A 22,419-nucleotide genomic window follows, 5' to 3' on the forward strand; every position below is an offset into this window, starting at 1 on the left:
CTCAGGCGCCGATCACACGCGCGTCATGCGCGAAGATCCAGGCATAGCGCCGGAGGAGGAGCGTGCCGGGCAGGAGACGGAGCGCGGCGTCGCGTGCCCGCCCGCCGAGCCCGGAGAGGTGATAGATCGTCCCCTGCCGTCGCGCCTCGGCCTGGATGCGCGCGGTGCGCGGGATCCGCAGCGCGTCGTAGCGGCGCAGGGCGGCGGCGATCCGGGCGCCGTCGCGCGTCGCGGGGAGGAGGGCGGCGAGCGCCGCCGCGTCCTCGATCGCCTGGCTCGCCCCTTGCGCAAGGAAAGGCAGCATCGGATGCGCCGCATCGCCGAGCAGCGTCATCCGTCCGCGCGACCAGCGCGATTCCGGCGGCCGGTCAAGCAGCGCCCAGCGGTTCCAGTGTTCGGCGGCGGCGGCGAGGTCGCGCAGGCGCGGAGCGAGGCCGCGCATCCGGCTCGTGATCACGTCCGGGTTTCCGGGGGCGGACCAGCCCTCTTCGCGCCATTCATCCTCGATGATCGCGACGAGATTGACGAATTCCCCGCCGCAGACCGGGTAATGCACCACATGCACCCCCGCGCCGAGCCAGAGATGGACCTCGGCCTCGCGGGCGAAGATCGGCGCCTGCGCGCGCGGCACCAGGGTTCGCCAGGCGGTCCTGCCCGAATAGCGCGACGGGCCGGGCAGCCCCGCGATCCGCCGCCCGCGCGACCACAGCCCGTCGGCGGCGACGAGCAGATCGGCCGCGATCGGCAGGGCCGCGCCGGCACCATCCTCGAAAAGCCCGGTGACGGCCTCGCCGCTCTCGCGGAGATCGGCCAACGCAAGCCCGAGCCGGATCGTGATGGCGGGGTTCGCCGCCGCCCGGCGCAGCAGCGCGCGCTGGAGATCGGCGCGGTGGGCGACCAGGAAGGGCGCGCCGAACTGCGCCGCCGCCGAGGCCCCCAGCGGGGTGCGGCTCAGCCGATCGCCGGTCTCGCCGTTGCGGATGCAGAGCGCTGCCGGTTCGACCGCCAGATTGTCGAGCGCGTCGAGAATGCCGAGCGGTCCGAGCAGGCGCGTCGCGTTGGGGGCGAGCTGGAGCCCGGCGCCGACCTCCTGGAGACGGGGTTCGCGATCCGCTAGCGTCACTTGCCACCCGGCCTCGGCGAGTGTGAGTGCCGCCGTCAGGCCCCCGATGCCGGCGCCAGCGATCAGGGCGTGCGGCGTCCCGTTCTCTCTCTGCGCGTGCGGTTCCGGGTCCTCGGGCATGGGCGAGGTCGTGGCGTCAGGCGGCTTCGGTCCAGAGCGCGTCGGCCGGCGCGCAGATCGCGGTCCGCAGGGCCGGGTCGTAGCGGTAGAGCGTCGAGCAATAGGGGCAGATGATCTCGTCGCCGCTGCCCATGTCGAGATAGACATGCGGATGATCGAACGGCGGCTTCGCGCCGATGCACATGAACTCCCGGGCATGGACCCGAATGCTCTGAAGCCCCGCCGAATTCTGGAAATGGGGGATCGAACCCGCGGCCATCACCTCGCTCCTCTCAACCCTGAAGCTGGATATGCGCGCCGAAACGGCCCGCTTCGCCTGAATAGCCCTCCCTCCGGGGGCTTCCAAGGAAAATCCTGGGCGCGGCGCGCTTTTTCAGCGTCCGCTGGCACCCGGCGGCTTGCATCCTGCGACGCGGCGCGGCAAGGGGCGGGGATGGTCGATCTTCCCGCCTCCGGTCCCGATCCCCTCGCGCGCGCCAGCTTCACGCATGACGACCTGCGCCTGAGCTATCTCGATTGCTCGAATCGCGACGGACACCGTACGCCGGTGCTGCTGATTCACGGCTTCGCCTCCTCGATTGCCGTCAACTGGGTCGGTTCAGGGTGGACGAGCATGCTGCTCGAGGCCGGGTATCGCGTCATCGCGATCGAGAATCGCGGTCACGGCGCCTCGGACAAGCCGCGCGACCCGGCGAGCTACCACACGTTGCGGATGGTGGAGGATGCGCGGGCGCTGCTGGATCATCTCGGCGTGCCGCGCGCCTTCGTCGCCGGCTATTCGATGGGGGCGCGCATCGCCGCCTTTCTCGCGCTGCACCACCCGCGCCGCGTCGCGGGGCTGGCGCTCGGCGGGCTCGGCCTGCATCTCGTGGACGGGGTCGGCCTGCCGCTCGGCATCGCCGAGGCGCTGGAGGCGGAAAGCGGTGCCGGGATCACCGATCCGATGCAGCGCATGTTCCGCACCTTCGCCGAGGCCAACCGCCAGGACATGCTGGCGCTGGCGGCCTGCATCCGCGGCTCGCGGCAGAGCCTGACGGAGGCGGAGGTGGCGCGGATCGAGACCCCGACCATCATCGCGGTCGGCACGCGCGACCTGATCGCCGGCCCGCCGGAACCGCTCGCGGCGATGATGCCGTACGCGCGGGTCTTCCCGATCGAGAACCGCGACCACAATCCGGCGGTGGGAGATCGGAGCCATCGCGCGGCGGTGCTGGCCTTCTTCGAGGAGTTGCGGCACGCGGGCGCGATCATCGCCTGAGACGGCGGGCTTCCTGAAGCGGCCCGCAAAGCGAGAAGGATTTTCTCTCTTTACCCTGTTTCCGGCCGCCCCACTTGCCGCGGATCGCCTGCCCGCGTCATATCTGCTAGAATTCATCCGGTCTTTTCGGCCAGGGAGCCCGTTCATGCCCTCGTTTTCCGCCGAGCGCGCCGAATTTCCCGCCAAGCTCGATCCCGTCTGGGCCCGGCTGCGGCAGGAGGCGGAGGCCGTCCGCGCCGCCGAGCCCTCGCTGGCCGGGCTCGTCCTGGCGACGATCCTCCAGCAGAAGAGCCTTGAGGCGGCGGTCGCGCATCGCATCGCCGAGCGGCTCGACCATGCCGATCTCTCGGCGAGCCATATCCGCCACGCCTTCGCCGATCTTGCAGAGGCGGAGCCGGGCTATCGCGACGCCTTGCGCGCCGATATCGTCGCGGTGCTCGACCGCGATCCGGCCTGTGAGCGGGTCATCGAGCCGGTGCTCTATTTCAAGGGCTTCCACGCGATCGAGACGCACCGGCTCGCGCATTGGCTGTGGGCACGCGGACGGCAGGATTTCGCGCTCTACCTGCAATCGCGCGCCTCCTCGGTGTTCCAGACCGACATTCATCCGCAGGTGCCGATGGGGCGCGGCATCTTCCTCGATCACGCGACCGGCCTCGTCGTCGGGCAGACGGCCCGGATCGACGATGATGTCTCGATCCTCCAGGGCGTCACGCTCGGCGGTACGGGCAAGGAAGACGGCGACCGGCATCCCAAGGTGCGGCGCGGCGTGCTGATCGGCGCCGGCGCCAAGATCCTCGGCAATATCGAGATCGGCCATTGCGCGCGCGTGGCCGCCGGTTCGGTGGTGCTGAAGGCGGTGCCGCCCTGCGTGACCGTGGCAGGCGTGCCGGCGCGGATCGTCGGCGAGGCGGGCTGCGCCGAGCCCGCGCGGGCCATGGACCAGGTGATCGATCCCGGTCTTTGAGCGGGGATCGCCGCCGGCGCGGGTTGTCTCGCCCCGCGGACCATGGCAATCGAGGCCGGGGCCGCTGGCGATTCCCGGCTGGCCCGGTCAACAAAGAGGGGGCTCTCGCCATGGAAAAACCGGAACTTGCCAAGGTTGAGGCCTATCTCCGCCGGACGTTCGCCAATGCCGCGATCCGCGTCGTCGCGCGGCCGAAGAAGAAGGATTCCGCCGAGGTCTATATCGGTGAGGAGTTCATCGGCGTCGTGTCGGAAGACAACGAGGACGGCGACAAATCCTACTTCTTCGAGATGGCGATCCTCGATACCGATCTCGAATGATCATCCCCGCGCGGCGAAGCCCGCCACGAGCCGCGTCGCGCCGGCGGTGATCCGCCGCCATTCCGGCAGATCGGCGGGGGCGAAGCGCAGTTCGATCTCGAGCCCGTCCTGCCGCAGCGTCGCGCGGCAGGGTTCGGCATCGTCGAGGCTCTCGCGCGGGCACAGGGCGACGAAGATCCCGTGCCCGCCGGCGCCGAGATAGAGTTCGCGGTCCTCGTACGGCGTGCCGGGCCGGAAGCGTCGCATCACCAGCCCGCCGGGATTGGACCAGGCCTCGCGCGCGAGGAAGCGCGCATGGACATTCTGGAACAGGGTCGCGGCATCCGGCTCCGGCCCCGCCGGCCGCACCACGATGGCAAGCCGCCCCGGCTGCGGGCCATGCGCACCCGACCTGGCGGGGGAGGGGGGCGGCGCGGCGAAGTCCGCGATTCCCACCACGAGATCGAGCCGATCGAGCCGCCCGCCCGCCATCTGCGCCCGGTCGCGCATCAGCTCGCGCGGCACCGCGAGGATCCGGCCCGCGAGATCGACCCGCGCATCGCCCTCCGGCGCTGCGGGCTGGAGCGGACGTCCGGTCAGGAGCAGCGCATGGGTGCCGCCGACCAGCATGAGCAGGAGCAGGGACAGGGCAAGGCGTTTCATCGCGGGAAGCCTGCGCCGCCATGGTTAACCAAACGTAAAGAAACCGACCAATCCTGACCCATTCCGGGGCGTTTCCGTCTTGCATGACGCTTGCAGCCCGGCAAACTCGGCAGGCGTTCAAACCGCCGCCCAGGCGTATCGGGAGGATCGGACCATGTCGCCCCAGCAGATCGATTCGCTTCTCGCGCTGGCGCTCGGCTTCGCGCTGGCCGGCTTCGTCGCCGCGCTCTACCGCGCGCTGCGCGATCAGCCGCCGAGCTTCGGGCTGCTTCTCCACGGCGGCCCGGCCAGCGTCGCGGCGATTCCGCTGATCGCCGTCGCCGGGCCGGCGATCATCATGCGCAACACGCTCCGCGGCCGCAAATATGAGCGCCGCAAAGTGCATTTCGTGGCGCTCGCGACGATCATCGCCTCGTTCTGGGCGATCGGGATCGGTTTCCAGTTCCTGCGGCTTGTGGCAGGCTTCGCCCCCTGACGCAGTTCGGAGGAACCATGCCGCTCTACGCGCTCGACGGCCAGGCGCCGCACTATCCGGGAGAGGGCCGCTTCTGGGTCGCGCCCGGCGCCCATGTCATCGGCCGGGTCGTCATCGGCGAGGATGTCGGCATCTGGTTCGGCGCGGTGCTGCGCGGCGACAACGAGCCGATCGTGCTCGGCGCCGAGACCAATATCCAGGAGCATGCGATGCTCCACACCGATCTGGGCTTTCCGCTGACCCTCGGGCGCGGCTGCACGATCGGCCACGGCGCGATCCTGCATGGCTGCACGCTCGGGGATCATGTGCTCGTCGGCATGGGCGCGACCGTGCTCAACGGCGCGGTGATCGGCGCGGGCTCGCTCGTCGGCGCCGGGGCGCTGGTGACCGAGCGCAAGGAATTCCCGCCGCATTCGCTGATCGTCGGCGCACCGGCGCGCGCGGTGCGGCAGCTCGACGAGGCGGCGCTCGCCGGCCTGCGCGCGTCCGCGGCGGGCTATGCGCGCAACTGGAAGCGTTTCGCGGCGGGCCTGAAGGAAATCGCGCCCTGAAATGGGGCGGGCCGGCCCCGCGTGATCGGCGCGGAACCGGCCCTTTTCGCCTGAAGCCAGTCCAGGGGGGACGGGGTGGGGTGGGGACCTGACCAGCCCTCAGCGAAATTCCATGATGCGCCCTCAGCGTGAGGAGGCGACGTTCGGGCTGCCAACTCCGCCGAGCGACACCCATTGCGCGGGATTCTCATCCGATTGCCGCTTGATGAAGCGGTAGCCGGTATCCTTCCAGGCGAGGATCTGCCCCTCCTGGTTGTCGAGGACGAAATCGCCCCGATCGGTCTTGATCGTCAGCACCGCGTGCCCGTCGCCGCGCTTGTCGCGCACCACCGTGATCAGCAGCGCCTGCTCGGGGAACCCGGCGCGGATCAGCCGCCGCCGCTTCTCGAGCACGTAATCCTCGCAATCGCCGCGGCCATCCTCGGGATAGGACCAGAGTTCGGGCACGCCCCAATGGTCCTGATCCGTCACCGCGATGATCTCGCGGTTGACATCGGCGTTGATCTTCACGATCCGCCGCCAGCTGCCTTCGTCGAGCGCGATGGCGCGCCTGGGCAGCGTGCGGCTCACGCACTCCGCCGGATTCTCGCGGCAGAACTGCATGAAACCGATTGGCGCGGTCGTCGCCTGACCGATCGAGGCAACCTGCTGGGCGGATACTGGCGAAACGCCAAGTATTCCGGATGCCATTCCGGTTGCGAGCATTCCAAAGACGACGATGACCTTTTTATTCATCGACCCCTCCCGTTCGTCACGGAAAGAGATCGCACACGGATTTTCATATCCGGCGATTTTCGGTGCTCAGATTTTGAGGATCCGCGTAAGGTTTTTCTAAGGATGATTTTGAGGTTGAGTGCTGCGCGAACCGAACGAAAAAACCGTTAATCATTCAGTCTTTTGAAATAACAATGAAAATTTCAGGGTTCGGAGTTTTTCTCTAAAAGACGCAGCATCGCCGTTAACCTGGCTTTACTATCGGCGTTAGTCCGCCGTTCAGGCTGCCGCGAAAGGGCGTGGCGTAGTCTTGCCGCCGGACGCGAAACACCCCCGGCGAGAGGCCGGGGGCGCGAGGACGGAACGGTGCAGGGAAGCGGTTCGGGGCTCAGAGCCGGATGTCGACGTCGAACATCGCGTCGGGCACGGACCCGTGGAACTCGACCGCGATTCCGCCCTCGAAGGCGCGGACGACGCGGGCCGGCGTCGTGCCGAGCATGATCTCGTCGCCGCGCGCGAAATCACCCCGCACCGCGACCGCCGCGCCGGAGCGCGAGACATCGATCAGATGCGCGGGGATCGGCGCGGCGGGGGAGGCGAGATTGGTGACGGTGATGCGGGGGTCGCGCGGCACCACGCGGTCATGCCGCCGATCCTCCGGCAGGTTGAGGATCTCGCGGTTGGCGAGCCAGGTGAGCTGGTTCGCGAGCTTGTCGCGCTTGACGAGCGTCGTCACCATCTCGATCGCGAAGCCGCCGGGCATCAGCCGGACGACCTGCCCCTCGACGCGGCCGATCGAGTAGAAATAGCCGACGACCCGCTCGCCGATCCGCGGCGTGCAATCGGCCTCGACCACGAGAGCCTGGAGCGACGCCTCGGTCGCCGTGCCGCCATATTCGGTGCGGTTCTCGAGCATGAAGCGGCCGCCGATGGAAATCCGCACGCGCGGCGCCACGCGGCGTTCCGCGCTGAGGCGGAACAGACGCTGTGAAGCGGTCGATTCAGGCGTAATACGAAGCGCTCGCGGCATGGCTCGCCCCCGAAGGGAGATTCCTTCTCCCGCCCGAATGTCGCAGCCAGCACCGAAGGAATGGTTAACCTGGCCCGGAAGAGGCCGCGTTCCGCCAGGCGGGCGGCTACCCGATGCCGCCTATTCGGTATCCTTGCGACCGCGCATCACGATGAGATGTCCGCGCCGGCCGATCACGCTCTCCGCCATGGCGGCCGGGAGCAGTCCCGGTCCGCTCGCCGGCCGGGCGGCGCGGCCGAGCATCCGGCTGCCGGTCAGGTCGAGCCGCTCGGGGATCCGGGCGGGCTCGGCCGGCGGATCGAAGAAGGCGAGGGCGCCGATCAGCCGATCGCCGATGCCGTTGCGGTGCGAAAGCGGCAACAGCAGCAATTCGCCGGCCGCGGAATGCGCCTGGCGGCGCTCGGGCTTGGGAATGCCGCCCGCATCGCGGAAATTGAGCCAGGCCGGGCGGGGCGCGCCGGGCTTCGCGGCGCGCGGGGCATCATCCTCGGCCCGGCCGGCCTTGCGGATGCCGATCAGCATCGGCTCGCCGTCCTCGGCGGCAATCCACAAGGCGGAGAGGGCGGCGAGCTTGGTGCGGTCGGCGAAGATGTCCTCGAACGGGCGGCCGGTGAGCGATTGGCCGAGGCTGTCGACGATGCGCGAACCGGCAAGCCGGAAGCGGAACTCACCCGCCGGCCCCTCGATCAGGAACACATCGCGCAGTTCCGGCGCAATCGCGCGCGGCTCGATCTCGATGCGGCGCGGGGCGGGCCGGTCGCCGCGCAGCGTGTTCCAGTAGCGGAACAGCGCGGCTGTCGATGGGTGGCGCATGGGACCCTCCCGTCCGTTTCGGGACATGACGTCCCGGTCTGAACCAAGCGGGCGGCGCCGGGGCCGCCCATGCCGCTGCCGACGCGAAGGGCATGCCGGACGGAAGGTTAAGCGCGGGCGTCCTGTTTCTGCCGTCGCGTTAAGCTTAACCGGGGATGGAGATTGTCGCGCACGCGCCGCCATGTCATGGTCAGAACGCTCCAAGGATTTTGCGCCGCGCCCCCGCTCCGGGCGCGGCGTTTTTCTGCGCAGGGCCCGAACGCCGTCTTTGCGCCGCGTTCCCGGCCCATCCTGCATGATTGCGGAGCGCGCGCATTTCCGCGACACTCCCCCGAGCCGCCGCAGAGCGGTGGGAATGGAAACGTCCGATCAGAGCAGGAGCGCAACCATGACAGTTGCCAGAATCCTCGACGCCAAGGGCAGGGCGGTCGTCACGGCCGAGCCCACGATCAGCATGCATGCGGTGGCGCGGATGCTCGCCCAGCACCGCATCGGCGCGGTGGTCATCGTCGGGCCGGGCCAGAGCGTGGCCGGCATCCTTTCCGAGCGCGACATCGTCCGCGCCGTCTCCGAGCGGGGCACCGCCGCCCTCGACGATCCGGTGGCCGCGCATATGACGAAGCGCGTCATCACCTGCCTCGGCTCGACGCCGATCCGCGAGGTGATGAGCATCATGACCACGGGCAAGTTCCGCCACATCCCGGTGGTGCGCGACGGCCGGCTCGACGGCATGATCTCGATCGGCGATGTGGTGAAGCAGCGTCTGGCCGAGCTTGAGCACGAAAGCCAGACCCTGCGCGAATACATCACCGCGAGCTGAGCCGGCAGCTCATTCCGTCGCCGTCAGCACCGGCCGGCCGCCTTCCAGGTGCACGCGGCGATAGAAGCAGGAGGGGCGGCCGGTATGGCAGGCTGGCCCGGCCTGCGTCACGCGCAGCAGCACCGCGTCCTGATCGCAATCGACGCGCATCTCGACGAGGCGCTGCGTGTGGCCGCTGGTCTCGCCCTTGCGCCAGAGCGCGTTGCGCGAGCGCGAGAAATACCAGACATCGCCGCTTGCGAGCGTGCGCGCCAGCGCCTCGGCGTTCATATGCGCGAGCATGAGAATGTCGCCGCTCGCATGGTCGACGGTGATCGCGGTGATCAGGCCGTCCGGACCGAATTTCGGCGTGAGCGCGCGCCCCTCCTCAAGCTCCAGCTTGGTTCCGGGCGGCGCGAAGGGGGTTGTCGGGGTCCACATGCTGCCTTCTTTGGCATGTCGCCCGAGGATTTCAAGTCATGGCGGATCTGCGCGCGGTTGAGCCGGCCGCGCGCCCTATCCGCGCACGCGGTTGAGCATGGTGAAGAACCGCACCTGTTCGCTCGGATCGTCGCGGAACACGCCGGTGAACTGGCAGGTCGTGGTCGAGGCGCCGGGTTTCTGGATGCCGCGCATCGTCATGCACATATGCTCGGCCTCGATCAGCACCGCGATGCCGCGCGGGTTGAGTGCGGCATCGATCGCCTGGACGATCTCGGCGGTCATCGTCTCCTGCGTCTGGAGGCGCCGCGCGAAGATATCGACGACGCGCGCGAGCTTCGAGAGCCCGACGACGCCGCCCTCGGGGTAATAGGCGATATGCGCCACGCCGGCGAACGGCACCATGTGGTGCTCGCAATGCGAATGGAAGGGAATGTCCTTGACCAGGACCAGGTCGTCGTAGCCCTCGACATCGCGGAAGATTTTCGAGAGCGCCTCGGAGGCATCTTTCCGGTAGCCGGAAAACAGTTCCTCATAGGCCTTGGCGACGCGCTTCGGCGTTTCGAGGAGGCCCTCGCGGCTGGGATCGTCGCCCGCCCAGCGGATCAGCGTCCGCACGGCGGCCTCGGCTTCTTCGCGGCTCGGCCGCTCGATCGGGGAGTTCCCGGCGCTGCGGGCGGGAAAGGTCTTAACCACGGCATCCATGTGGTGCCTCCTTTGATGCTCAGGCGATCTACGGGCGGGGCGGCGGGCTGGATCCACCCGCCGCAGGAATTTCGCATCGGCCCATCCGGCCATATCACGGTGTCAGGTGCTGTCAGGAGCGGCGCTCTGGCCAAGCGATGCGTGAAAACCTATCTTCCTCTTCGGGTGGAGGTGCCCATGCTTGACGATGTGTATAATCGCCGCATCCTCGAACTCGCCGGCAATATCCCGCGCCTTGGCCGGCTCGCGGCGCCGGACGCGAGCGCGACCGCGCATTCGAAACTCTGCGGCTCCACCGTGACGGTGGATCTGACGATGACGGGCGATGTCGTTACCGATTTCGCCCATGAGGTGAAGGCCTGCGCGCTCGGGCAGGCCTCGTCCTCGATCATGGCCCGCAACGTGGTGGGCGCCAGCGCAGACGAATTACGCGCCATCCGCGAGGTCGTGCGCAGGATGCTGAAGGAGAACGGGCCGCCGCCGGCCGGGAAATGGGAAGACCTGCGCGTGCTCGAACCGGTGCGCGATTACCGGGCCCGGCACGCCTCCACCCTGCTGACCTTCGACGCGGTGGTGGAGGCCATCGGCAAGATCGAGGCGCAGCGGAAGCCGGCGGAGCAGGAAACGGGCGCCTTGAAATGACCCGAAGGCTGCATTACGCGGTGCGCCGTCCGCCTGGAGAACGCCCATGACACGGATTTCCGAAGGCTGGGGTGGCTTATAACCGTTGCATTCGTGGATTTCGTCCAGCTCGGCAGAGCTGAGCCCCCTTTATCCCGGATAGGGGCATTCTTGTCGTTACGCAGGCTCTGTATCCAATGGGAAGCCCTGGCGCAGACATGGAACCGGAGGAACGGCGCGTGATGCTGCGCCGGCTTTTTCTCGCGCCGGTCCATCTCTACCGCTACACGTTCTCGGCCGTTCTCGGCCGCACCTGCCGACACCTGCCCACCTGCTCGGAATACATGATCGAGGCGGTGGAACGTCACGGCATCTGGCCGGGAGGCTGGATGGGGTTTGCACGCATCTGCCGCTGCCGGCCGGGAGGCAGCGCGGGGCTCGATTTCGTCTGCGAGGAATTGCCGAAAGCGGCGCGCTGGTATACCCCGTGGCGCTATGGCCTGTGGCGGGGCACCCATGTGCCCGCGCGGCTGCGTGAGCCGGGATCGTAACCCGGCATTCACCATCCGCGCGCCACAAGCGGCCGATCGAGCCAGCAGCCTACCCGCCTTGTTCGCGGGAGTGGGCAGGAGATACGACATGACGATCACGCTCACCTTCCCCGATGGCGCGCGGCGCCCGTTTCCCAGGAATATCACCGGCAGGGAGATCGCGGGCGGCATCTCGCCCTCGCTCCTCAAGCGCACGGTCGCGATGGCGATCGACGGCGCGGTGCAGGATCTCGCCGACCCGATCGCCACCGATGCGCGCATCGAATTCCTGACCCGCGAGGACCCGCGCGCGCTGGAACTGATCCGCCACGATTGTGCGCATGTGCTGGCCGAGGCGGTGCAGGAGCTCTGGCCCGGCACGCAGGTGACGATCGGCCCGGTGATCGAGAACGGCTTCTACTACGATTTCCATCGCGAGACGCCGTTCACGCCCGAGGATTTTCCCGCCATCGAGAAGAAGATGCGCGAGATCATCGCCCGCGACACCGCCTTCACCAAGGAATTCTGGAGCCGCGAGCAGGCCAAGGATTTCTTCCGCGCCAAGGGCGAGACCTTCAAGGTCGAACTGGTGGACGCGATCCCGCCCGGCGAGGATCTGAAGATGTATCGCCAGGGCCAGTGGATCGACCTCTGCCGTGGCCCGCACATGACCTCCACCGGCAAGATCGGCAATGCCTTCAAGCTGATGAAGGTCGCCGGCGCCTATTGGCGCGGCGATTCCACCAAGCCGATGCTCACCCGCATCTACGGCACCGCCTTCGCGAAACAGGAGGAGCTTGACGCCCATCTCCGCCAGATCGAGGAGGCGGAGAAGCGCGACCATCGCAAGCTCGGCCGCGAGATGGATCTCTTCCATTTCCAGGAGGAGGGGCCGGGCACGGTCTTCTGGCATTCGAAGGGCTGGACGATGTTCCAGCAGCTCGTCGCCTATATGCGCCGCAGGCTGCGGCGCGATTACGAGGAGGTCAACGCGCCGCAGGTGCTCGACAAGAGCCTGTGGGAGACCTCCGGCCATTGGGGCTGGTATCAGGAGAACATGTTCGCGGTGAAAAGCGCGCATGCCTTCATGAACCCGCAGGACCCCGAGGCGGACCAGAAGGTGTTCGCGCTCAAGCCGATGAACTGCCCCGGCCATGTGCAGCTCTTCAAGCATGGCCTGAAATCCTATCGCGATCTGCCGATCAGGCTTGCGGAATTCGGCCTTGTGCATCGCTATGAGGCATCCGGCGCGCTGCACGGGCTGATGCGCGTGCGCGGCTTCACGCAGGACGACGCCCATGTTTTCTGCACCGATGCGCAGATGGAGGCCGAGTGCCTCAAGATCAACGATCTCATGCTCTCGGTCTATGCCGATTTCGGCTTCGAGGAGCTGGTCGTGAAGCTCTCCACCCGGCCGGAGAAGCGGGTTGGTTCCGACGCGTTGTGGGACCGCGCGGAAGCGGTGATGACGCGCGTGCTGGAGACGATCGAGGCGCAATCCGGCGGCCGGATCAGGACGGCGATCAACCCCGGCGAGGGGGCGTTCTACGGTCCGAAATTCGAATATGTCCTGCGCGATGCCATCGGTCGCGACTGGCAATGCGGCACGACGCAGGTGGATTTCAACCTGCCGGAGCGGTTCGGCGCCTTCTATATCGGCGAGGACGGCGAGAAGCATCAGCCGGTGATGATCCACCGCGCGATCTGCGGCTCGATGGAACGCTTCCTCGGGATCCTCATTGAATCCTATGCCGGGCATTTCCCGCTCTGGCTGGCCCCCGAGCAGGTCGTCGTCTGCCCGATCACCTCCGAGGCGGACGATTATGCCGAGCGGGTGACGGAAGCGCTGTTCGCGGCCGGCCTGCGCGCCCGTGCCGACCTGCGCAACGAGAAGATCAGCTACAAAGTGCGCGAGCACAGTCTCGCCAAGGTGCCGGTGATCTTCGCCGTGGGCAAGCGCGAGGCCGAGGAGAAGACGGTGACCATCCGCCGGCTCGGTTCGCAGGAGCAGAAGACGATGCCGCTCGACGCGGCGCTGGCTGCCTTGGAGAACGAGGCCGTGCCGCCGGATGTGAGGCGCGCGAAAGCGGGGTAAGCCAACGCATCGCGTAAATTCGGCGCAAGAAGATTCGCAATGATGTAACGTTGCAAGATCGCGCGCTTGTGAATTTGCCGCGACGCAAACATGGTCAGTCGAAAAGGCGCGCTACGCTTGATGCGTATCGCGCTACTTTTCTCATGCCCCGTAAACACGGGTCAATTGAGGGGAGAAGCGACGTGGCCAAGGTTTCAACGGTGTTGTTTTCGACCGCGTTGTCGGTTGGCTTCGCGACGATCGCGGCCGCCCAGGCGCCGCAATTCCCGAACATGACCTTCTTCATCACCTCGCAGCCGGGTCCGGATGGCGCGAATTTCGGCGGGATCGAGGGCGCCGACGCGCATTGCCAGCGCCTTGCGACCAATGCCGGTGCGGGGGCCAAGACCTGGCGCGCCTATCTCAGCCAGCAGGCGATGGGCGGCAAGCCTGCGATCAACGCGAGGGACCGCATCGGCAAGGGGCCGTGGGTGAACACGCGCGGCGTCACGATTGCGGCGAATGTCGCGGATCTGCATGATCCGGCCAAGGCGAACATCAATGTCGAGACCGGCATCACCGAGACCGGCCGCATGGTGATGAGCCGGCTCTTCGTGGTGAACTACCACGATATCCTCACCGGAACCCAGGCCGACGGGACCGCCTTCGCGGCCGACAAGGACATGACCTGCAACAACTGGACGAGCGGCGGCCAGGGCTCGGCGTTCGTCGGCCATCATGATCGGATGGGGCTGCGCGACGATGCGCCGTCGAAATCCTGGAACGCCTCGCATCCATCCCGTGCCTGCGACAGCACCTCGCTCCGCGCGACGGGCGGCAACGGGCTGCTTTATTGCTTCGTGGCCAACTAGGCGAATGAGGCGGAAGGGAGCTGTTCCCGTTCGCGCCGCGGCGGCGCGCGACCTTCCCGGCGCGCCGTCAGAACGCCCGGCTCTCAGAATGCCTTGAAGGTGATCACCGTCCGCGTGTCCTGGATGCCGGGCAGCACCTGCACCTTTTCGCCGACGAAATGGCCGATATCGTGGGCGTCATCGAGGTGGAACTTGGCGAGAATGTCGAAATCGCCGGCGGTCGAGTAGATTTCCGAGGCGATCTCGGCATCGGCGAGGGCGGTCGCGACCGCATAGGTCTTGCCGAGCTGGCATTTGATCTGGACGAAGAAGGTCTGCATGTCGTGATCCCTGCCGCTTCGCGGCGCTCCGGGCTGACCGCCCGGCGCGCATTCGCGCTACGGAAGGATCAGAACCAGGTTTACGGGGCCAGTAAATACCCCTCGGGCGATCGGCCGCCGCGCCCGCTTGAGCCGTAAAAGAACCGACACCCCGATTTCGCGCTCAAGAATAGCCGAGCCAATCGCGGCAGCAACTGCCTATTCCACCACGATCTCGAAATCGCGGTTGATCCCGCCCTCCACCTTCATCTGCCCGCGATAATCGCGGTCATTGTGGCGGGCGAGGACATTGTAGGTGCCCTCCGCGACATCAACCGAGGGGAAGGCGCCGGCGGCCTCCGCGACGATATCGCCGCCGGGGGTCTCGATCGTCCATTCGGCGCCGGCAAGCGCGACCCCGCCGCGCTCGCGCACGAGCTTGAGCGTCATGGTCGCGGCGCGATGGTTGACGATCGCCTCGGTGACGCGGCCGGTCTCGATCCGGACATCCGAGCGCACGACCGAATTCGATCCGGAATAGGTCGAGACGAGGTGATAGGTGCCCTCGGGCAGCATCAGCCGCGCGCCGGCGCGCAGCGCGTCGGTCACGAACTTGCCTTCCGAATTGTTGGCGGTGGGGATGAAGACCTGGAGCTTCTGCCGCGCTGGCGCGATCGGCCGCTCCGGCACGCCGAGATAGCCGGAAACGGTCAGGGCCCCGGCATTGATGGCGATGGTCGAGACCGCACCGGTCTCCCCCACATTGAACTGCCGCGTCGCCGTGGCGAGGCCGTGGCTGACATGCACGGCGTAGAGCCCGGCCTGGAGCACGAAGCTCGGGCGCGGCGCGGCGGTTTCCTGCACGAGCTGGGCATCGGTTCCGCGCACGGCATAGACGCGCCAGACGAGATCATCGGGGATCTCGGTGCCGCGCTCGCCATAGGTCGCGCGCAGGGCGAGAACGCCGGTGCGCGGCGCCGCGAAGGATTGCGCCCGCGCGTCATGCGCCGCGGCGAGCGCAAGAAGCGCGCCGAGAAACGCCGTCCGAAGCGCGGGAATCGCTGCCATCGCCATGCGCTCTTGTCCTTCACGCCGGGCCGGGCTGCAAGTCCGGAGCCCGTATCCGGCTCTTGAGCCACGCGATCTTGCCCGAAAGGTGGCGAAGCGCCATGTGCTGGGCTGCTCTTCGCCAATCCCGGAACCCCGCATGTTCTACGAGCCTCGCCTGCGCAATCACGGTCTTCCGCATGATCCTTTCAAGGCCCTGGTGGCGCCGCGCCCGATCGGCTGGATCTCGACGCTTTCGGCGGAGGGCAGGCCCAATCTCGCGCCCTATTCATTCTTCAACGCCTTTTCCGAACGGCCCGCGATCGTCGGCTTCTCCTCGCAGGGCATGAAGGACAGCGCCACCAATGCGCGCGATACCGGGGAATTCGTCTGCAACATCGTTTCGGAACGCGATGCGGCGGCGATGAACGCCTCCTCCGGCGCCTATCCGCCGGGGATCAGCGAATTCGAGAAGGCCGGGCTCGAAATGGAACCGTCGCGGCTTGTCCGCCCGCCGCGCGTGAAGGGCATCCTGGCCGCGCTCGAATGCCGGACGACGGCGTTGATCCCGCTCGCCGGGCTCGACGGCGTGGCCGGCCCCTACACGCTGGTTCTGGGCGAGGTGGTGGGCATCCATGTCGACGATGCCGTGCTGAAAGACGGGCAGGTCGATCCGCTCGCCCTGCGCCAGCTCGCCCGGCTCGGCTACATGGATTACGCGGCGGTCGAGCGCGTCTTCGCGCTGGATAGGCCGCGCATCGGCTGAAACCCGCCGGGCGCGGCGCTCAGACCGGCAGCCCCGCCGCCCGCGCGCGGGCGAGGATGCGCTCGGCCTGCACGAGATGCGGCCGGTCGACCATCTGGCCGTCGAGGCCGATCACCCCCTGGTCCGGGTTGGCCGCGAACAAGGCCACAATCCGCGCCGCATGCGCGATCATCGCCGAATCGGGGGTGAAGACCGCGTTGATGATCGCGATCTGCGCGGGGTGGATCGCCATCTTCGCGGTGAATCCGTCGCGCCGCCCGGCTTCGGCCTCGGCGCGCAGGCCGGCCTCATCGCGGAAATCGACATAGACCGAATCGATCGCCGGCACCTCGGCGGCGGCGGCGGCGAACAGCGCCAGCGACCGCGCGAGCTGGAACGGCGCCGTATACGCGCCCGCTTCGCCCCGGTTCCGCTCGGCGCCGACCGCGCCGGCAAGGTCTTCCGCGCCCCAGGTCAGCCCCTGGAGCCGCAGCGACGCACCGGGGATCGTGCCAAGCCTGAACAGCGCCAGCGGCGTCTCGGTGGCGATCGCGATGATGCCGGTCGCGCCGTCGCCGATCGCGTGCTCGGCCTCGCGCACCGCGATGAGCGCGCCGAGATGCTGGATATCCGCGCCGCCCTCGCATTTCGGCAGCATCACCGCATCCGGCCGGCCCGGCATGACGCCGTCGAGATCGGCGGCGATCTCGCCGGAGCGCAGGGCGTTGACCCGCACCAGGAGCCGCGGCCCGTCGGGCTGCCGGGCGGCAAGCGTCTCCCGGACAAGCCCGCGCGCCGCCTCTTTGCGCGCGGGCGCCACCGAATCCTCGAGATCGAGGATCAGCGCGTCCGCGCCGGAAGCGAGCCCCCTGGCGATCTTCCGAGCATCGTCGCCGGGAACGAAGAGAAGCGAGCGCAAGGTCGGGCTCCTGTCTGGGGGAATCAGCCGGCGGGCGCCCGGCGCATGAAGGCCTGGCGCCGGCATTCCGCCACGAGAACGCCGTCCTGATTATAGGCGCGGTGATGGAGTTCGACGATCCCCGCATCGGGACGCGATTTCGATTCGCGCTTGCCGAGCACCTCGGTCGTCACATGGATCGTGTCGCCCTCGAAGACCGGCGCCGGGAATTTCACCTCGCTCATGCCGAGATTGGCGATCGTCGTGCCCACGGTCGTGTCCGAGACCGAGATCCCGATCATCAGCCCGAGCGTGAACAGCGAATTCATCAGCGGCCGCCCCCATTCCGTCTCCTCGGCGCAGAAGGCGGCGTCGATATGCAGCGGCTGCGGATTGAGCGTCATGTTGGAGAACAGCATGTTGTCCATCTGCGTCACGGTCCGCACCAGGCCGTGCCGGATCAGTTCGCCGGCTTTGAAATCCTCGAAATAGCGGCCGCCGCGCGGGTGCCGGGTGCCGGGCTGCCAGGGTGCGGCCGGCGCGGGGAAGGGCGATGGCATGGGATCCTCCGGGCTTTCCGGCCCGCCGCGCGGCGGGCGGATTAAGGGCTCGTTTACCATAACCGAGGAAAGTTCAAGAGCGGGCACGGCGAGGAACGGCGCCCGGCGGGGGGCGAGGGACCATGTTCCTGTTTTCGAAGCAGCCGACGCAGGGCGCTGCCGCCGTGCCGCCCACACCGCAGGCGGACCATCCGCTCGCGCAGCCCCTGCGCTCGGCGGCGGACGCGACCGGGGTCTCCTTCGATTATCTCGTCAAGACGGCGAAGCGCGAATCCAATCTCAACCCGGATGCGCGGGCCTCGACGTCGAGCGCCACCGGCCTGTTCCAGTTCATCGAACAGACCTGGCTCGGGCTCGTCAAGCGGCAGGGGCCCGATCTCGGGCTGACCGATCAGGCCAACGCCATCCAGCGCGACGGCTCCGGCCGCTATGTCGTGCCGGAGGCGGAGGCGCGCCAGCAGATCCTCGCCCTGCGCAAGGATCCGGCGCTGTCGGCCAAGCTCGCGGGGCTGTTCACCCGCGAGAATCGCGCCTCCCTGCGCGAGGCGCTCGGCCGGGAGCCGAGCGGCGGCGAACTCTATATCGCGCATTTCCTCGGGGCGGGCGGCGCACGGGAGCTGATCACCATGGCCTCCGGCAATCCCGAGCGCGCCGCGGCGAGCGCGTTCCCGGATGCCGCTTCCGCCAACCGGCCGATCTTCTTCGACCGCAACGGTCGGGCGCGCTCGGCCCGCGAGGTCTATTCCCGGCTCGTTTCCTACCATGACGGCGCCGATACCGCGCTGCCCGTCGTGGCGCAGGCTGGTGGCGTGACCGCTTCGGCGCAGGCCGAGGCCGGCCCGGCCACCCGCTCACCGCTCGCCATCGCCCCGGCGCGCAATGTGACGATGACCGGCCAGATCCGCCGCGAGGCCACGGCCACGGGCTTCTTCACCTCGGGCGGCAATACGGCGGCGGCCGGCAACCTGCGCAAGACCTGGATGACGATCGCCGAATCCCGCCTCAACCCGAACGCGCCCTCGTTCTTCCCGCGCGGTGACGGCGTTAAGGTCGCGGCGATCGGCCCGATCTCGGCGCCGCCCTCCGAAACCGTCGAGGACCTGCCGACGAGCCCGCTTGCAGCCTTCGAGGCGCGCGCGGACGAGGAGCCTGCGAGCCCCAGGCCGATCGGTTCCCGCCGCTACGAGGCGGTCGAGGCGCCGCTGCCGCCGGTGCGGCCGTCCTTCCTCGGCAAGGCCGGGCAGGCGCTCGAACTCGGCCGCATGCTGCGCAAGAGGGGCTGATGCGCGCCGGACCGGGACTTGTTTCCGCCTTTCTCGGCTGGATGGACCAGGCCGGCCCGCGCGAGCGCGCCGAGGCGGTGCGCCTTTTCGCGGAGACGGTGTTCGAGGGCGCCGCCGGGGCGGAGGATCCGCGCGCCGTGGATGCGGCGCTGACGCTGGTGCTCGACGATCCCGCGCCGTCGGTGCGGCGTGCGCTGGCGCTGGTGCTCGCATCCCGCGCCGATGCGCCGCGTCATCTTGTCCTCGGTCTCGCCGGCGACGAGCCGGAGGTCTCGGCGGTGCTGGTCGCGCGGTCGCCGCTCCTGACCGAGGCAGACCTCATCGAACTGGCCGCCCATGCCGGGCCGCTCGCCTGCATCGCCATCGCCTTGCGGGCGGCGGTGCCCTCCGCCGTCTCAGCTGCGCTCGTCGCGCGCGGCGATTTCGAACCCTGTCTGGCGCTGGTTGGCAATCACGGCGCCGAGATCGCCGAGGCCGATCTTCTCGCCATCGCCGCAAGGTTCGGGGACAGGCCGCGCCTGCGCACGATCCTGGCCGCCCGCCCCGAACTGCCGCCCGCGGTGCGCCACCGGCTGATGCTCGGCCTCGCCGATGCGCTCGGGCGGTTTGCGACCTCCGGCGGGTTCCTGAGCCCGGCCCGCAGCGCCCGCGGGCTTGATGAGGAGCTGCTCGCCGGCACGCTGGCGATCGCCCGGCGCGCGGGGCGGGAGCTTCCCGGCTTCGTCGCCTATTTGCGCGACAACGGCTTCCTCACGCCGATGCTGCTGTTCCGGGCCGTGCTCGCCGGCGATCTCGCGTTGTTGGGGCTGGCGCTCGCGGATCTGACCGGGCTCGGCGCCGCGCGCGTTGCCGGCATGCTGCGCGGCCGATCCGAAGCGGCGCTGGCGGCGCTGATGACACGCGCCGGGCTGCCCGGCTATCTCGTCCCCGTGCTGGTGGCGGCCACCCGCGCTGCTGCTGCGCAGCCCCGTCAGGAGGGGGATCGGGCGGAGTTCCTGCTGCCGGTGATCCGCGCGGCGGAAGCTGCCTGCCTTGCCGCGCCCTCGGAGGAGACGACGCGGCTCATCGCGCTGCTCCGCCGCTTCGGCGCCGAGGCGGCGCGCGCCGATGCGCGCCGGCTCGGCGAGGCATTGCGCCGCGAGGCCACCCGGACCCTGCCGAGTCTGCTGCCGCCGGAGATCGGCCCTGCCATGCTGGCCCTTGCCGGGTCGGATGCGGCAGAAGCGCCTCCCGCCGATCGCCGCATCCTGCGCGCGCGCGGGCTGGTGCTCGACGAACCGATCCCCGATCTCGCGACGATCATCGCCGATTGGAAGGCGGAGCGGGATCCCTCGCGCGTGCCGGCGGTGCCGGCGCGCAATGCCAACGAAAAACCCGGCCGGAGCCGGGCTGCCTGACGGGCGGAACCGGATCCGGCTCAGCCGGAGCGACGGATCCGCATCTCTTCCATCATTGCCTTCTGGCGCGCCTCGACGACGCGGTCGATGGCGCGGCGGAGATTGTGGATGATCTGCGTCGCGACCGGGTTGGCATAATCGCGGATATTGTTGCGGTAGATCGCCTTCACGGCATCCACATGGTGCGAGATCAGCTGGATCGGCAGGTAATCCGGCTCGATCTTGTCGAGAAGCTTCGAGAGCGAGCCCGCGATCTCCGCCGCGATCGGGTAGCCGAACACCGCCGCCTGGCCGCGGATATCATGCGCGGCGCGGAAAAGCTTGGTGACGTCGCGATTGTCGGAGGGCGAATCGCGGAACACCTCGTAGGCGGCGATCAGCCGGTTGACCTCGTCGCCCATCCAGTTCTGGAAATCGGCGGAGAGATCCTTCATCGCCGCATCGGCCGCCGCGACCGACATCTCGTCGACGCCACCGGCATCGGCCGAACGCACTGCCGCCTTGGCGCGCAGGGTGCCGCCGAGATGGATGACGCGGGTATCGCCGAAATCCTGTTCGATATTGGCGTCGACAGGGGCGTTCTCGTCCTGGGGATTGCTCATGTCGATCCTCACGCGTTACCGGAATTCATGTAGTTCGCCGCCATGCCGCGGGACTTGTACTGGTCCGCCTTGACGAGATGGCGCCGGTCCGGGCCGAAATAATTCTCGGTGCGGATGAAGGGGCGCGGATTGAGCACCACCTTGGCGATGCGCTGGTAGAGCCCCTTGGCCGAGATCGGCTTGACCAGCATCTCGGAAACGCCGGCATCGCGCGCTTCGAAAACCCGGTTCCGCTCGGCATAGCCGGTGATCATGATGATCGGCACGAACGGGTTCGGGCTGGTATCCGGCTGCCGGATCATCTTGGTCAGCTCGATCCCGTCGAAGACGGGCATCGACCAATCGGTGATCACCACATCGGGGAGATGGGTGGCGAAGGCCTCGAGCCCGGCCGCCCCGTCCTCCGCCTCGAACACCTCGCGCGTGCCGAACCCGTGCAGCAGGGTGCGGATGATGCGGCGCATATAGGCGTTGTCATCGATGATCAGGAAGCGCAGGCGGCTGCAATCGACGCGAAACATCACGAGCCCTGGTCTCGCGTCACGGATTCTGCCGTCGGCCGGGGATCCGCGACGCGAAACTGAACGATCCCGACCGGTGCCGCTTCTGCGACGCGGCAACCATAGGCAAAGACCGTTAACGCCCGCTAAAAACGGCCTCCGCCGCGCCGCTATCCCGGCCCGGACCTCAATGGCCGAACTGCTCGTTGAGGATCCGCTCCTCGAGGCTGTGGCCTGGGTCATGGAGCATGACGAGATTGACCTCGCGCTCCATGCCGACCACCACCTCCGCCGTGTCGCGCTGCTCGAAATGATCCGCCACCGCCGCCACCGGGCGTTTGTCGGGCTCGCGCACGCGGATGGTGATCCGCGCCGTGTCCGGCAGGATTGCGCCGCGCCAGTGCCGCGGCCGGAAGGCGGAGATCGGCGTCAGCGCCAGCAGGGGCGCGTTGAGCGGCAGGATCGGGCCGTTGACCGAGAAATTATACGCGGTCGAACCGGTCGGTGTCGCGACGAGAACCCCGTCCGCGACCAGTTCCGCGAGGCGGATCTTGTCGTCGATCGCGATTTCGAGTTTCGCCGCCTGGTAGGATTGCCGGAGCAGCGAAACCTCGTTGAACGCCCGCGCCTCGATCGTGCGGCCCCGGATGTCGGTGGCGTGCATCGTCAGCGGGTGGACAACGGAGCGCCCGGCCGCGACGATCCGCTCGATCAGCCCGTCCTCGCGGAACTCGTTCATCAGAAACCCGACCGAGCCGCGATTCATTCCGTAGATCGGCTTCTCGGTGCCGAGGAACCGGTGCAGCGTCTGGAGCATGAAGCCGTCGCCGCCGAGCGCCACGATCACATCCGCCGTCTCGGGCGGCTCGGCGCCGTAGAACCGCGTCAGCCGTTTCGCGGCAAGTTGCGCATCCGGGGCGTTGGAGGCGAGGAAGGCGAGGCGCGGCGCGGGCCGGGGCCTGTCGAGGGCCGGTCCGCGTTCCGGTTGTTGGTCATCCGCCACGAAAAGGCCCCCGAGTCAGGTCGATCCCGG

General features: G+C 68.3%; 28 protein-coding genes. 13 read left to right on the forward strand and 15 right to left on the reverse strand.

Features of this window, described 5'->3' with window-relative positions:
• Position 1: 1 nt before the first annotated feature.
• Both FWJ24_RS06015 and FWJ24_RS06020 read right to left on the reverse strand, forming a co-directional pair.
• Entirely contained in the window at positions 2–1,243 is a 1,242-nt protein-coding gene (locus FWJ24_RS06015) for an FAD-dependent monooxygenase (RefSeq protein ID WP_150286892.1), read from the reverse strand.
• 16 nt (positions 1,244–1,259) lie between these two features.
• The gene (locus FWJ24_RS06020) at positions 1,260–1,502 is read right to left on the reverse strand and encodes a zinc-finger domain-containing protein (RefSeq protein ID WP_150286893.1); all 243 of its coding nucleotides are present in this window, start codon (positions 1,500–1,502) and stop codon (positions 1,260–1,262) included.
• A gap of 174 nt (positions 1,503–1,676) precedes the next feature.
• Here FWJ24_RS06020 and FWJ24_RS06025 point away from each other — a divergent pair, with 174 nt between their 5' ends.
• From FWJ24_RS06025 to FWJ24_RS06035, 3 genes are all read left to right on the forward strand, one after another.
• A complete protein-coding gene (locus FWJ24_RS06025) occupies positions 1,677–2,501 on the forward strand; it encodes an alpha/beta fold hydrolase (protein ID WP_150286894.1) in 825 nt (274 codons plus the stop codon).
• A gap of 145 nt (positions 2,502–2,646) precedes the next feature.
• On the forward strand, positions 2,647–3,468 hold the full coding sequence (cysE, locus tag FWJ24_RS06030) for a serine O-acetyltransferase (RefSeq protein ID WP_150286895.1): 822 nt from the start codon (positions 2,647–2,649) through the stop codon (positions 3,466–3,468).
• 110 nt (positions 3,469–3,578) lie between these two features.
• Entirely contained in the window at positions 3,579–3,788 is a 210-nt protein-coding gene (locus tag FWJ24_RS06035) for a DUF3126 family protein (RefSeq protein ID WP_150286896.1), read from the forward strand.
• Here FWJ24_RS06035 and FWJ24_RS06040 read toward each other — a convergent pair whose 3' ends face one another.
• Entirely contained in the window at positions 3,789–4,430 is a 642-nt protein-coding gene (locus FWJ24_RS06040) for a hypothetical protein (protein ID WP_150286897.1), read from the reverse strand.
• Between the two features lie 154 nt (positions 4,431–4,584).
• Between FWJ24_RS06040 and FWJ24_RS06045 the strand changes: the two genes are divergently transcribed.
• The gene (locus FWJ24_RS06045; protein WP_150286898.1) at positions 4,585–4,905 is read left to right on the forward strand and encodes a DUF6949 family protein; all 321 of its coding nucleotides are present in this window, start codon (positions 4,585–4,587) and stop codon (positions 4,903–4,905) included.
• 17 nt (positions 4,906–4,922) lie between these two features.
• The gene (locus FWJ24_RS06050) at positions 4,923–5,456 is read left to right on the forward strand and encodes a gamma carbonic anhydrase family protein (protein WP_150286899.1); all 534 of its coding nucleotides are present in this window, start codon (positions 4,923–4,925) and stop codon (positions 5,454–5,456) included.
• A gap of 123 nt (positions 5,457–5,579) precedes the next feature.
• Here the strand turns inward: FWJ24_RS06050 and FWJ24_RS06055 are convergent, their stop codons facing one another.
• From FWJ24_RS06055 to FWJ24_RS06065, 3 genes are all read right to left on the reverse strand, one after another.
• Positions 5,580–6,191 carry a transglutaminase-like cysteine peptidase gene (locus FWJ24_RS06055; RefSeq protein ID WP_246155562.1) on the reverse strand — a complete coding sequence of 204 codons (612 nt, stop codon included), beginning with the start codon at positions 6,189–6,191 and terminating at the stop codon, positions 5,580–5,582.
• 367 nt (positions 6,192–6,558) lie between these two features.
• Positions 6,559–7,125, reverse strand: a complete 567-nt coding sequence (locus FWJ24_RS06060; RefSeq protein WP_246155563.1) for a PilZ domain-containing protein — start codon at positions 7,123–7,125, stop codon at positions 6,559–6,561.
• A 195-nt stretch (positions 7,126–7,320) separates the two neighbouring features.
• Complete coding sequence (locus FWJ24_RS06065) at positions 7,321–8,013, reverse strand: PAS domain-containing protein (RefSeq protein WP_166443602.1); 693 nt, start codon at positions 8,011–8,013, stop codon at positions 7,321–7,323.
• A 388-nt stretch (positions 8,014–8,401) separates the two neighbouring features.
• Between FWJ24_RS06065 and FWJ24_RS06070 the strand changes: the two genes are divergently transcribed.
• Positions 8,402–8,833 carry a CBS domain-containing protein gene (locus FWJ24_RS06070; protein ID WP_150286902.1) on the forward strand — a complete coding sequence of 144 codons (432 nt, stop codon included), beginning with the start codon at positions 8,402–8,404 and terminating at the stop codon, positions 8,831–8,833.
• A gap of 9 nt (positions 8,834–8,842) precedes the next feature.
• Here the strand turns inward: FWJ24_RS06070 and hisI are convergent, their stop codons facing one another.
• A complete protein-coding gene (hisI, locus tag FWJ24_RS06075; protein ID WP_150286903.1) occupies positions 8,843–9,253 on the reverse strand; it encodes a phosphoribosyl-AMP cyclohydrolase in 411 nt (136 codons plus the stop codon).
• A 75-nt stretch (positions 9,254–9,328) separates the two neighbouring features.
• Positions 9,329–9,958, reverse strand: coding sequence for a GTP cyclohydrolase I FolE (gene folE, locus FWJ24_RS06080; protein ID WP_150286904.1), 630 nt, complete (start codon positions 9,956–9,958; stop codon positions 9,329–9,331).
• Between the two features lie 177 nt (positions 9,959–10,135).
• Here folE and FWJ24_RS06085 point away from each other — a divergent pair, with 177 nt between their 5' ends.
• The 4 genes from FWJ24_RS06085 (at position 10,136) to FWJ24_RS06100 (ending at position 14,055) form a co-directional block, all read left to right on the forward strand.
• Positions 10,136–10,600 carry an iron-sulfur cluster assembly scaffold protein gene (locus FWJ24_RS06085; protein WP_150286905.1) on the forward strand — a complete coding sequence of 155 codons (465 nt, stop codon included), beginning with the start codon at positions 10,136–10,138 and terminating at the stop codon, positions 10,598–10,600.
• A 221-nt stretch (positions 10,601–10,821) separates the two neighbouring features.
• Positions 10,822–11,130, forward strand: a complete 309-nt coding sequence (gene yidD, locus FWJ24_RS06090) for a membrane protein insertion efficiency factor YidD (RefSeq protein WP_150286906.1) — start codon at positions 10,822–10,824, stop codon at positions 11,128–11,130.
• A gap of 88 nt (positions 11,131–11,218) precedes the next feature.
• Positions 11,219–13,204 carry a threonine--tRNA ligase gene (thrS, locus tag FWJ24_RS06095; protein WP_150286907.1) on the forward strand — a complete coding sequence of 662 codons (1,986 nt, stop codon included), beginning with the start codon at positions 11,219–11,221 and terminating at the stop codon, positions 13,202–13,204.
• Positions 13,205–13,386: 182 nt separating this feature from the next.
• A complete protein-coding gene (locus FWJ24_RS06100) occupies positions 13,387–14,055 on the forward strand; it encodes a lectin (RefSeq protein WP_150286908.1) in 669 nt (222 codons plus the stop codon).
• A gap of 83 nt (positions 14,056–14,138) precedes the next feature.
• On the opposite strand, the gene FWJ24_RS06105 is transcribed toward FWJ24_RS06100, so the two are convergent.
• Together FWJ24_RS06105 and FWJ24_RS06110 are read right to left on the reverse strand one after the other, a co-directional pair.
• A complete protein-coding gene (locus tag FWJ24_RS06105) occupies positions 14,139–14,375 on the reverse strand; it encodes an Lrp/AsnC ligand binding domain-containing protein (protein ID WP_150286909.1) in 237 nt (78 codons plus the stop codon).
• Between the two features lie 198 nt (positions 14,376–14,573).
• Positions 14,574–15,428, reverse strand: a complete 855-nt coding sequence (locus FWJ24_RS06110) for a hypothetical protein (protein WP_150286910.1) — start codon at positions 15,426–15,428, stop codon at positions 14,574–14,576.
• Between the two features lie 133 nt (positions 15,429–15,561).
• Between FWJ24_RS06110 and FWJ24_RS06115 the strand changes: the two genes are divergently transcribed.
• Positions 15,562–16,167 (forward strand): flavin reductase family protein, encoded by a 606-nt coding sequence (locus FWJ24_RS06115; protein WP_150286911.1) that lies wholly within the window; start codon positions 15,562–15,564, stop codon positions 16,165–16,167.
• Positions 16,168–16,186: 19 nt separating this feature from the next.
• Here FWJ24_RS06115 and FWJ24_RS06120 read toward each other — a convergent pair whose 3' ends face one another.
• Both FWJ24_RS06120 and FWJ24_RS06125 read right to left on the reverse strand, forming a co-directional pair.
• On the reverse strand, positions 16,187–17,065 hold the full coding sequence (locus FWJ24_RS06120) for an HpcH/HpaI aldolase/citrate lyase family protein (protein ID WP_150286912.1): 879 nt from the start codon (positions 17,063–17,065) through the stop codon (positions 16,187–16,189).
• A gap of 23 nt (positions 17,066–17,088) precedes the next feature.
• A complete protein-coding gene (locus FWJ24_RS06125; protein WP_150286913.1) occupies positions 17,089–17,604 on the reverse strand; it encodes a MaoC family dehydratase in 516 nt (171 codons plus the stop codon).
• 122 nt (positions 17,605–17,726) lie between these two features.
• On the opposite strand from FWJ24_RS06125, the gene FWJ24_RS06130 reads away from it, so the two are divergent.
• Both FWJ24_RS06130 and FWJ24_RS06135 read left to right on the forward strand, forming a co-directional pair.
• The gene (locus FWJ24_RS06130; RefSeq protein ID WP_150286914.1) at positions 17,727–18,887 is read left to right on the forward strand and encodes a PABP-interacting PAM2 motif-containing protein; all 1,161 of its coding nucleotides are present in this window, start codon (positions 17,727–17,729) and stop codon (positions 18,885–18,887) included.
• Positions 18,887–20,284 carry a DUF2336 domain-containing protein gene (locus tag FWJ24_RS06135; RefSeq protein ID WP_150286915.1) on the forward strand — a complete coding sequence of 466 codons (1,398 nt, stop codon included), beginning with the start codon at positions 18,887–18,889 and terminating at the stop codon, positions 20,282–20,284. The genes FWJ24_RS06130 and FWJ24_RS06135 overlap by 1 nt, the downstream gene beginning before the upstream one ends.
• Before the next feature lie 20 nt (positions 20,285–20,304).
• Here the strand turns inward: FWJ24_RS06135 and FWJ24_RS06140 are convergent, their stop codons facing one another.
• The 3 genes from FWJ24_RS06140 to FWJ24_RS06150 form a co-directional block, all read right to left on the reverse strand.
• A complete protein-coding gene (locus FWJ24_RS06140) occupies positions 20,305–20,886 on the reverse strand; it encodes an Hpt domain-containing protein (RefSeq protein ID WP_150286916.1) in 582 nt (193 codons plus the stop codon).
• 8 nt (positions 20,887–20,894) lie between these two features.
• Entirely contained in the window at positions 20,895–21,407 is a 513-nt protein-coding gene (locus FWJ24_RS06145) for a response regulator (protein ID WP_150286917.1), read from the reverse strand.
• A 166-nt stretch (positions 21,408–21,573) separates the two neighbouring features.
• Positions 21,574–22,389 (reverse strand): NAD kinase, encoded by an 816-nt coding sequence (locus tag FWJ24_RS06150; RefSeq protein WP_150286918.1) that lies wholly within the window; start codon positions 22,387–22,389, stop codon positions 21,574–21,576.
• Positions 22,390–22,419: the final 30 nt, after the last annotated feature.

This window comes from Rhabdaerophilum calidifontis, assembly GCF_008641065.1.
GTDB classification, from domain to species: Bacteria; Pseudomonadota; Alphaproteobacteria; order Rhizobiales; family Beijerinckiaceae; genus Rhabdaerophilum; species Rhabdaerophilum calidifontis.

Coding starts and splice junctions, on each gene's coding strand:
- FWJ24_RS06015 (WP_150286892.1), bottom strand. CDS start 1,243: ATGCCCGAGGACCCGGAACCGCACGCGCAGAGAGAGAACGGGACGCCG.
- FWJ24_RS06020 (WP_150286893.1), bottom strand. CDS start 1,502: ATGGCCGCGGGTTCGATCCCCCATTTCCAGAATTCGGCGGGGCTTCAG.
- FWJ24_RS06025 (WP_150286894.1), top strand. CDS start 1,677: ATGGTCGATCTTCCCGCCTCCGGTCCCGATCCCCTCGCGCGCGCCAGC.
- cysE (WP_150286895.1), top strand. CDS start 2,647: ATGCCCTCGTTTTCCGCCGAGCGCGCCGAATTTCCCGCCAAGCTCGAT.
- FWJ24_RS06035 (WP_150286896.1), top strand. CDS start 3,579: ATGGAAAAACCGGAACTTGCCAAGGTTGAGGCCTATCTCCGCCGGACG.
- FWJ24_RS06040 (WP_150286897.1), bottom strand. CDS start 4,430: ATGAAACGCCTTGCCCTGTCCCTGCTCCTGCTCATGCTGGTCGGCGGC.
- FWJ24_RS06045 (WP_150286898.1), top strand. CDS start 4,585: ATGTCGCCCCAGCAGATCGATTCGCTTCTCGCGCTGGCGCTCGGCTTC.
- FWJ24_RS06050 (WP_150286899.1), top strand. CDS start 4,923: ATGCCGCTCTACGCGCTCGACGGCCAGGCGCCGCACTATCCGGGAGAG.
- FWJ24_RS06055 (WP_246155562.1), bottom strand. CDS start 6,191: ATGAATAAAAAGGTCATCGTCGTCTTTGGAATGCTCGCAACCGGAATG.
- FWJ24_RS06065 (WP_166443602.1), bottom strand. CDS start 8,013: ATGCGCCACCCATCGACAGCCGCGCTGTTCCGCTACTGGAACACGCTG.
- FWJ24_RS06070 (WP_150286902.1), top strand. CDS start 8,402: ATGACAGTTGCCAGAATCCTCGACGCCAAGGGCAGGGCGGTCGTCACG.
- hisI (WP_150286903.1), bottom strand. CDS start 9,253: ATGTGGACCCCGACAACCCCCTTCGCGCCGCCCGGAACCAAGCTGGAG.
- folE (WP_150286904.1), bottom strand. CDS start 9,958: ATGGATGCCGTGGTTAAGACCTTTCCCGCCCGCAGCGCCGGGAACTCC.
- FWJ24_RS06085 (WP_150286905.1), top strand. CDS start 10,136: ATGCTTGACGATGTGTATAATCGCCGCATCCTCGAACTCGCCGGCAAT.
- yidD (WP_150286906.1), top strand. CDS start 10,822: ATGCTGCGCCGGCTTTTTCTCGCGCCGGTCCATCTCTACCGCTACACG.
- thrS (WP_150286907.1), top strand. CDS start 11,219: ATGACGATCACGCTCACCTTCCCCGATGGCGCGCGGCGCCCGTTTCCC.
- FWJ24_RS06105 (WP_150286909.1), bottom strand. CDS start 14,375: ATGCAGACCTTCTTCGTCCAGATCAAATGCCAGCTCGGCAAGACCTAT.
- FWJ24_RS06110 (WP_150286910.1), bottom strand. CDS start 15,428: ATGGCGATGGCAGCGATTCCCGCGCTTCGGACGGCGTTTCTCGGCGCG.
- FWJ24_RS06115 (WP_150286911.1), top strand. CDS start 15,562: ATGTTCTACGAGCCTCGCCTGCGCAATCACGGTCTTCCGCATGATCCT.
- FWJ24_RS06125 (WP_150286913.1), bottom strand. CDS start 17,604: ATGCCATCGCCCTTCCCCGCGCCGGCCGCACCCTGGCAGCCCGGCACC.
- FWJ24_RS06130 (WP_150286914.1), top strand. CDS start 17,727: ATGTTCCTGTTTTCGAAGCAGCCGACGCAGGGCGCTGCCGCCGTGCCG.
- FWJ24_RS06135 (WP_150286915.1), top strand. CDS start 18,887: ATGCGCGCCGGACCGGGACTTGTTTCCGCCTTTCTCGGCTGGATGGAC.
- FWJ24_RS06140 (WP_150286916.1), bottom strand. CDS start 20,886: ATGAGCAATCCCCAGGACGAGAACGCCCCTGTCGACGCCAATATCGAA.
- FWJ24_RS06145 (WP_150286917.1), bottom strand. CDS start 21,407: ATGTTTCGCGTCGATTGCAGCCGCCTGCGCTTCCTGATCATCGATGAC.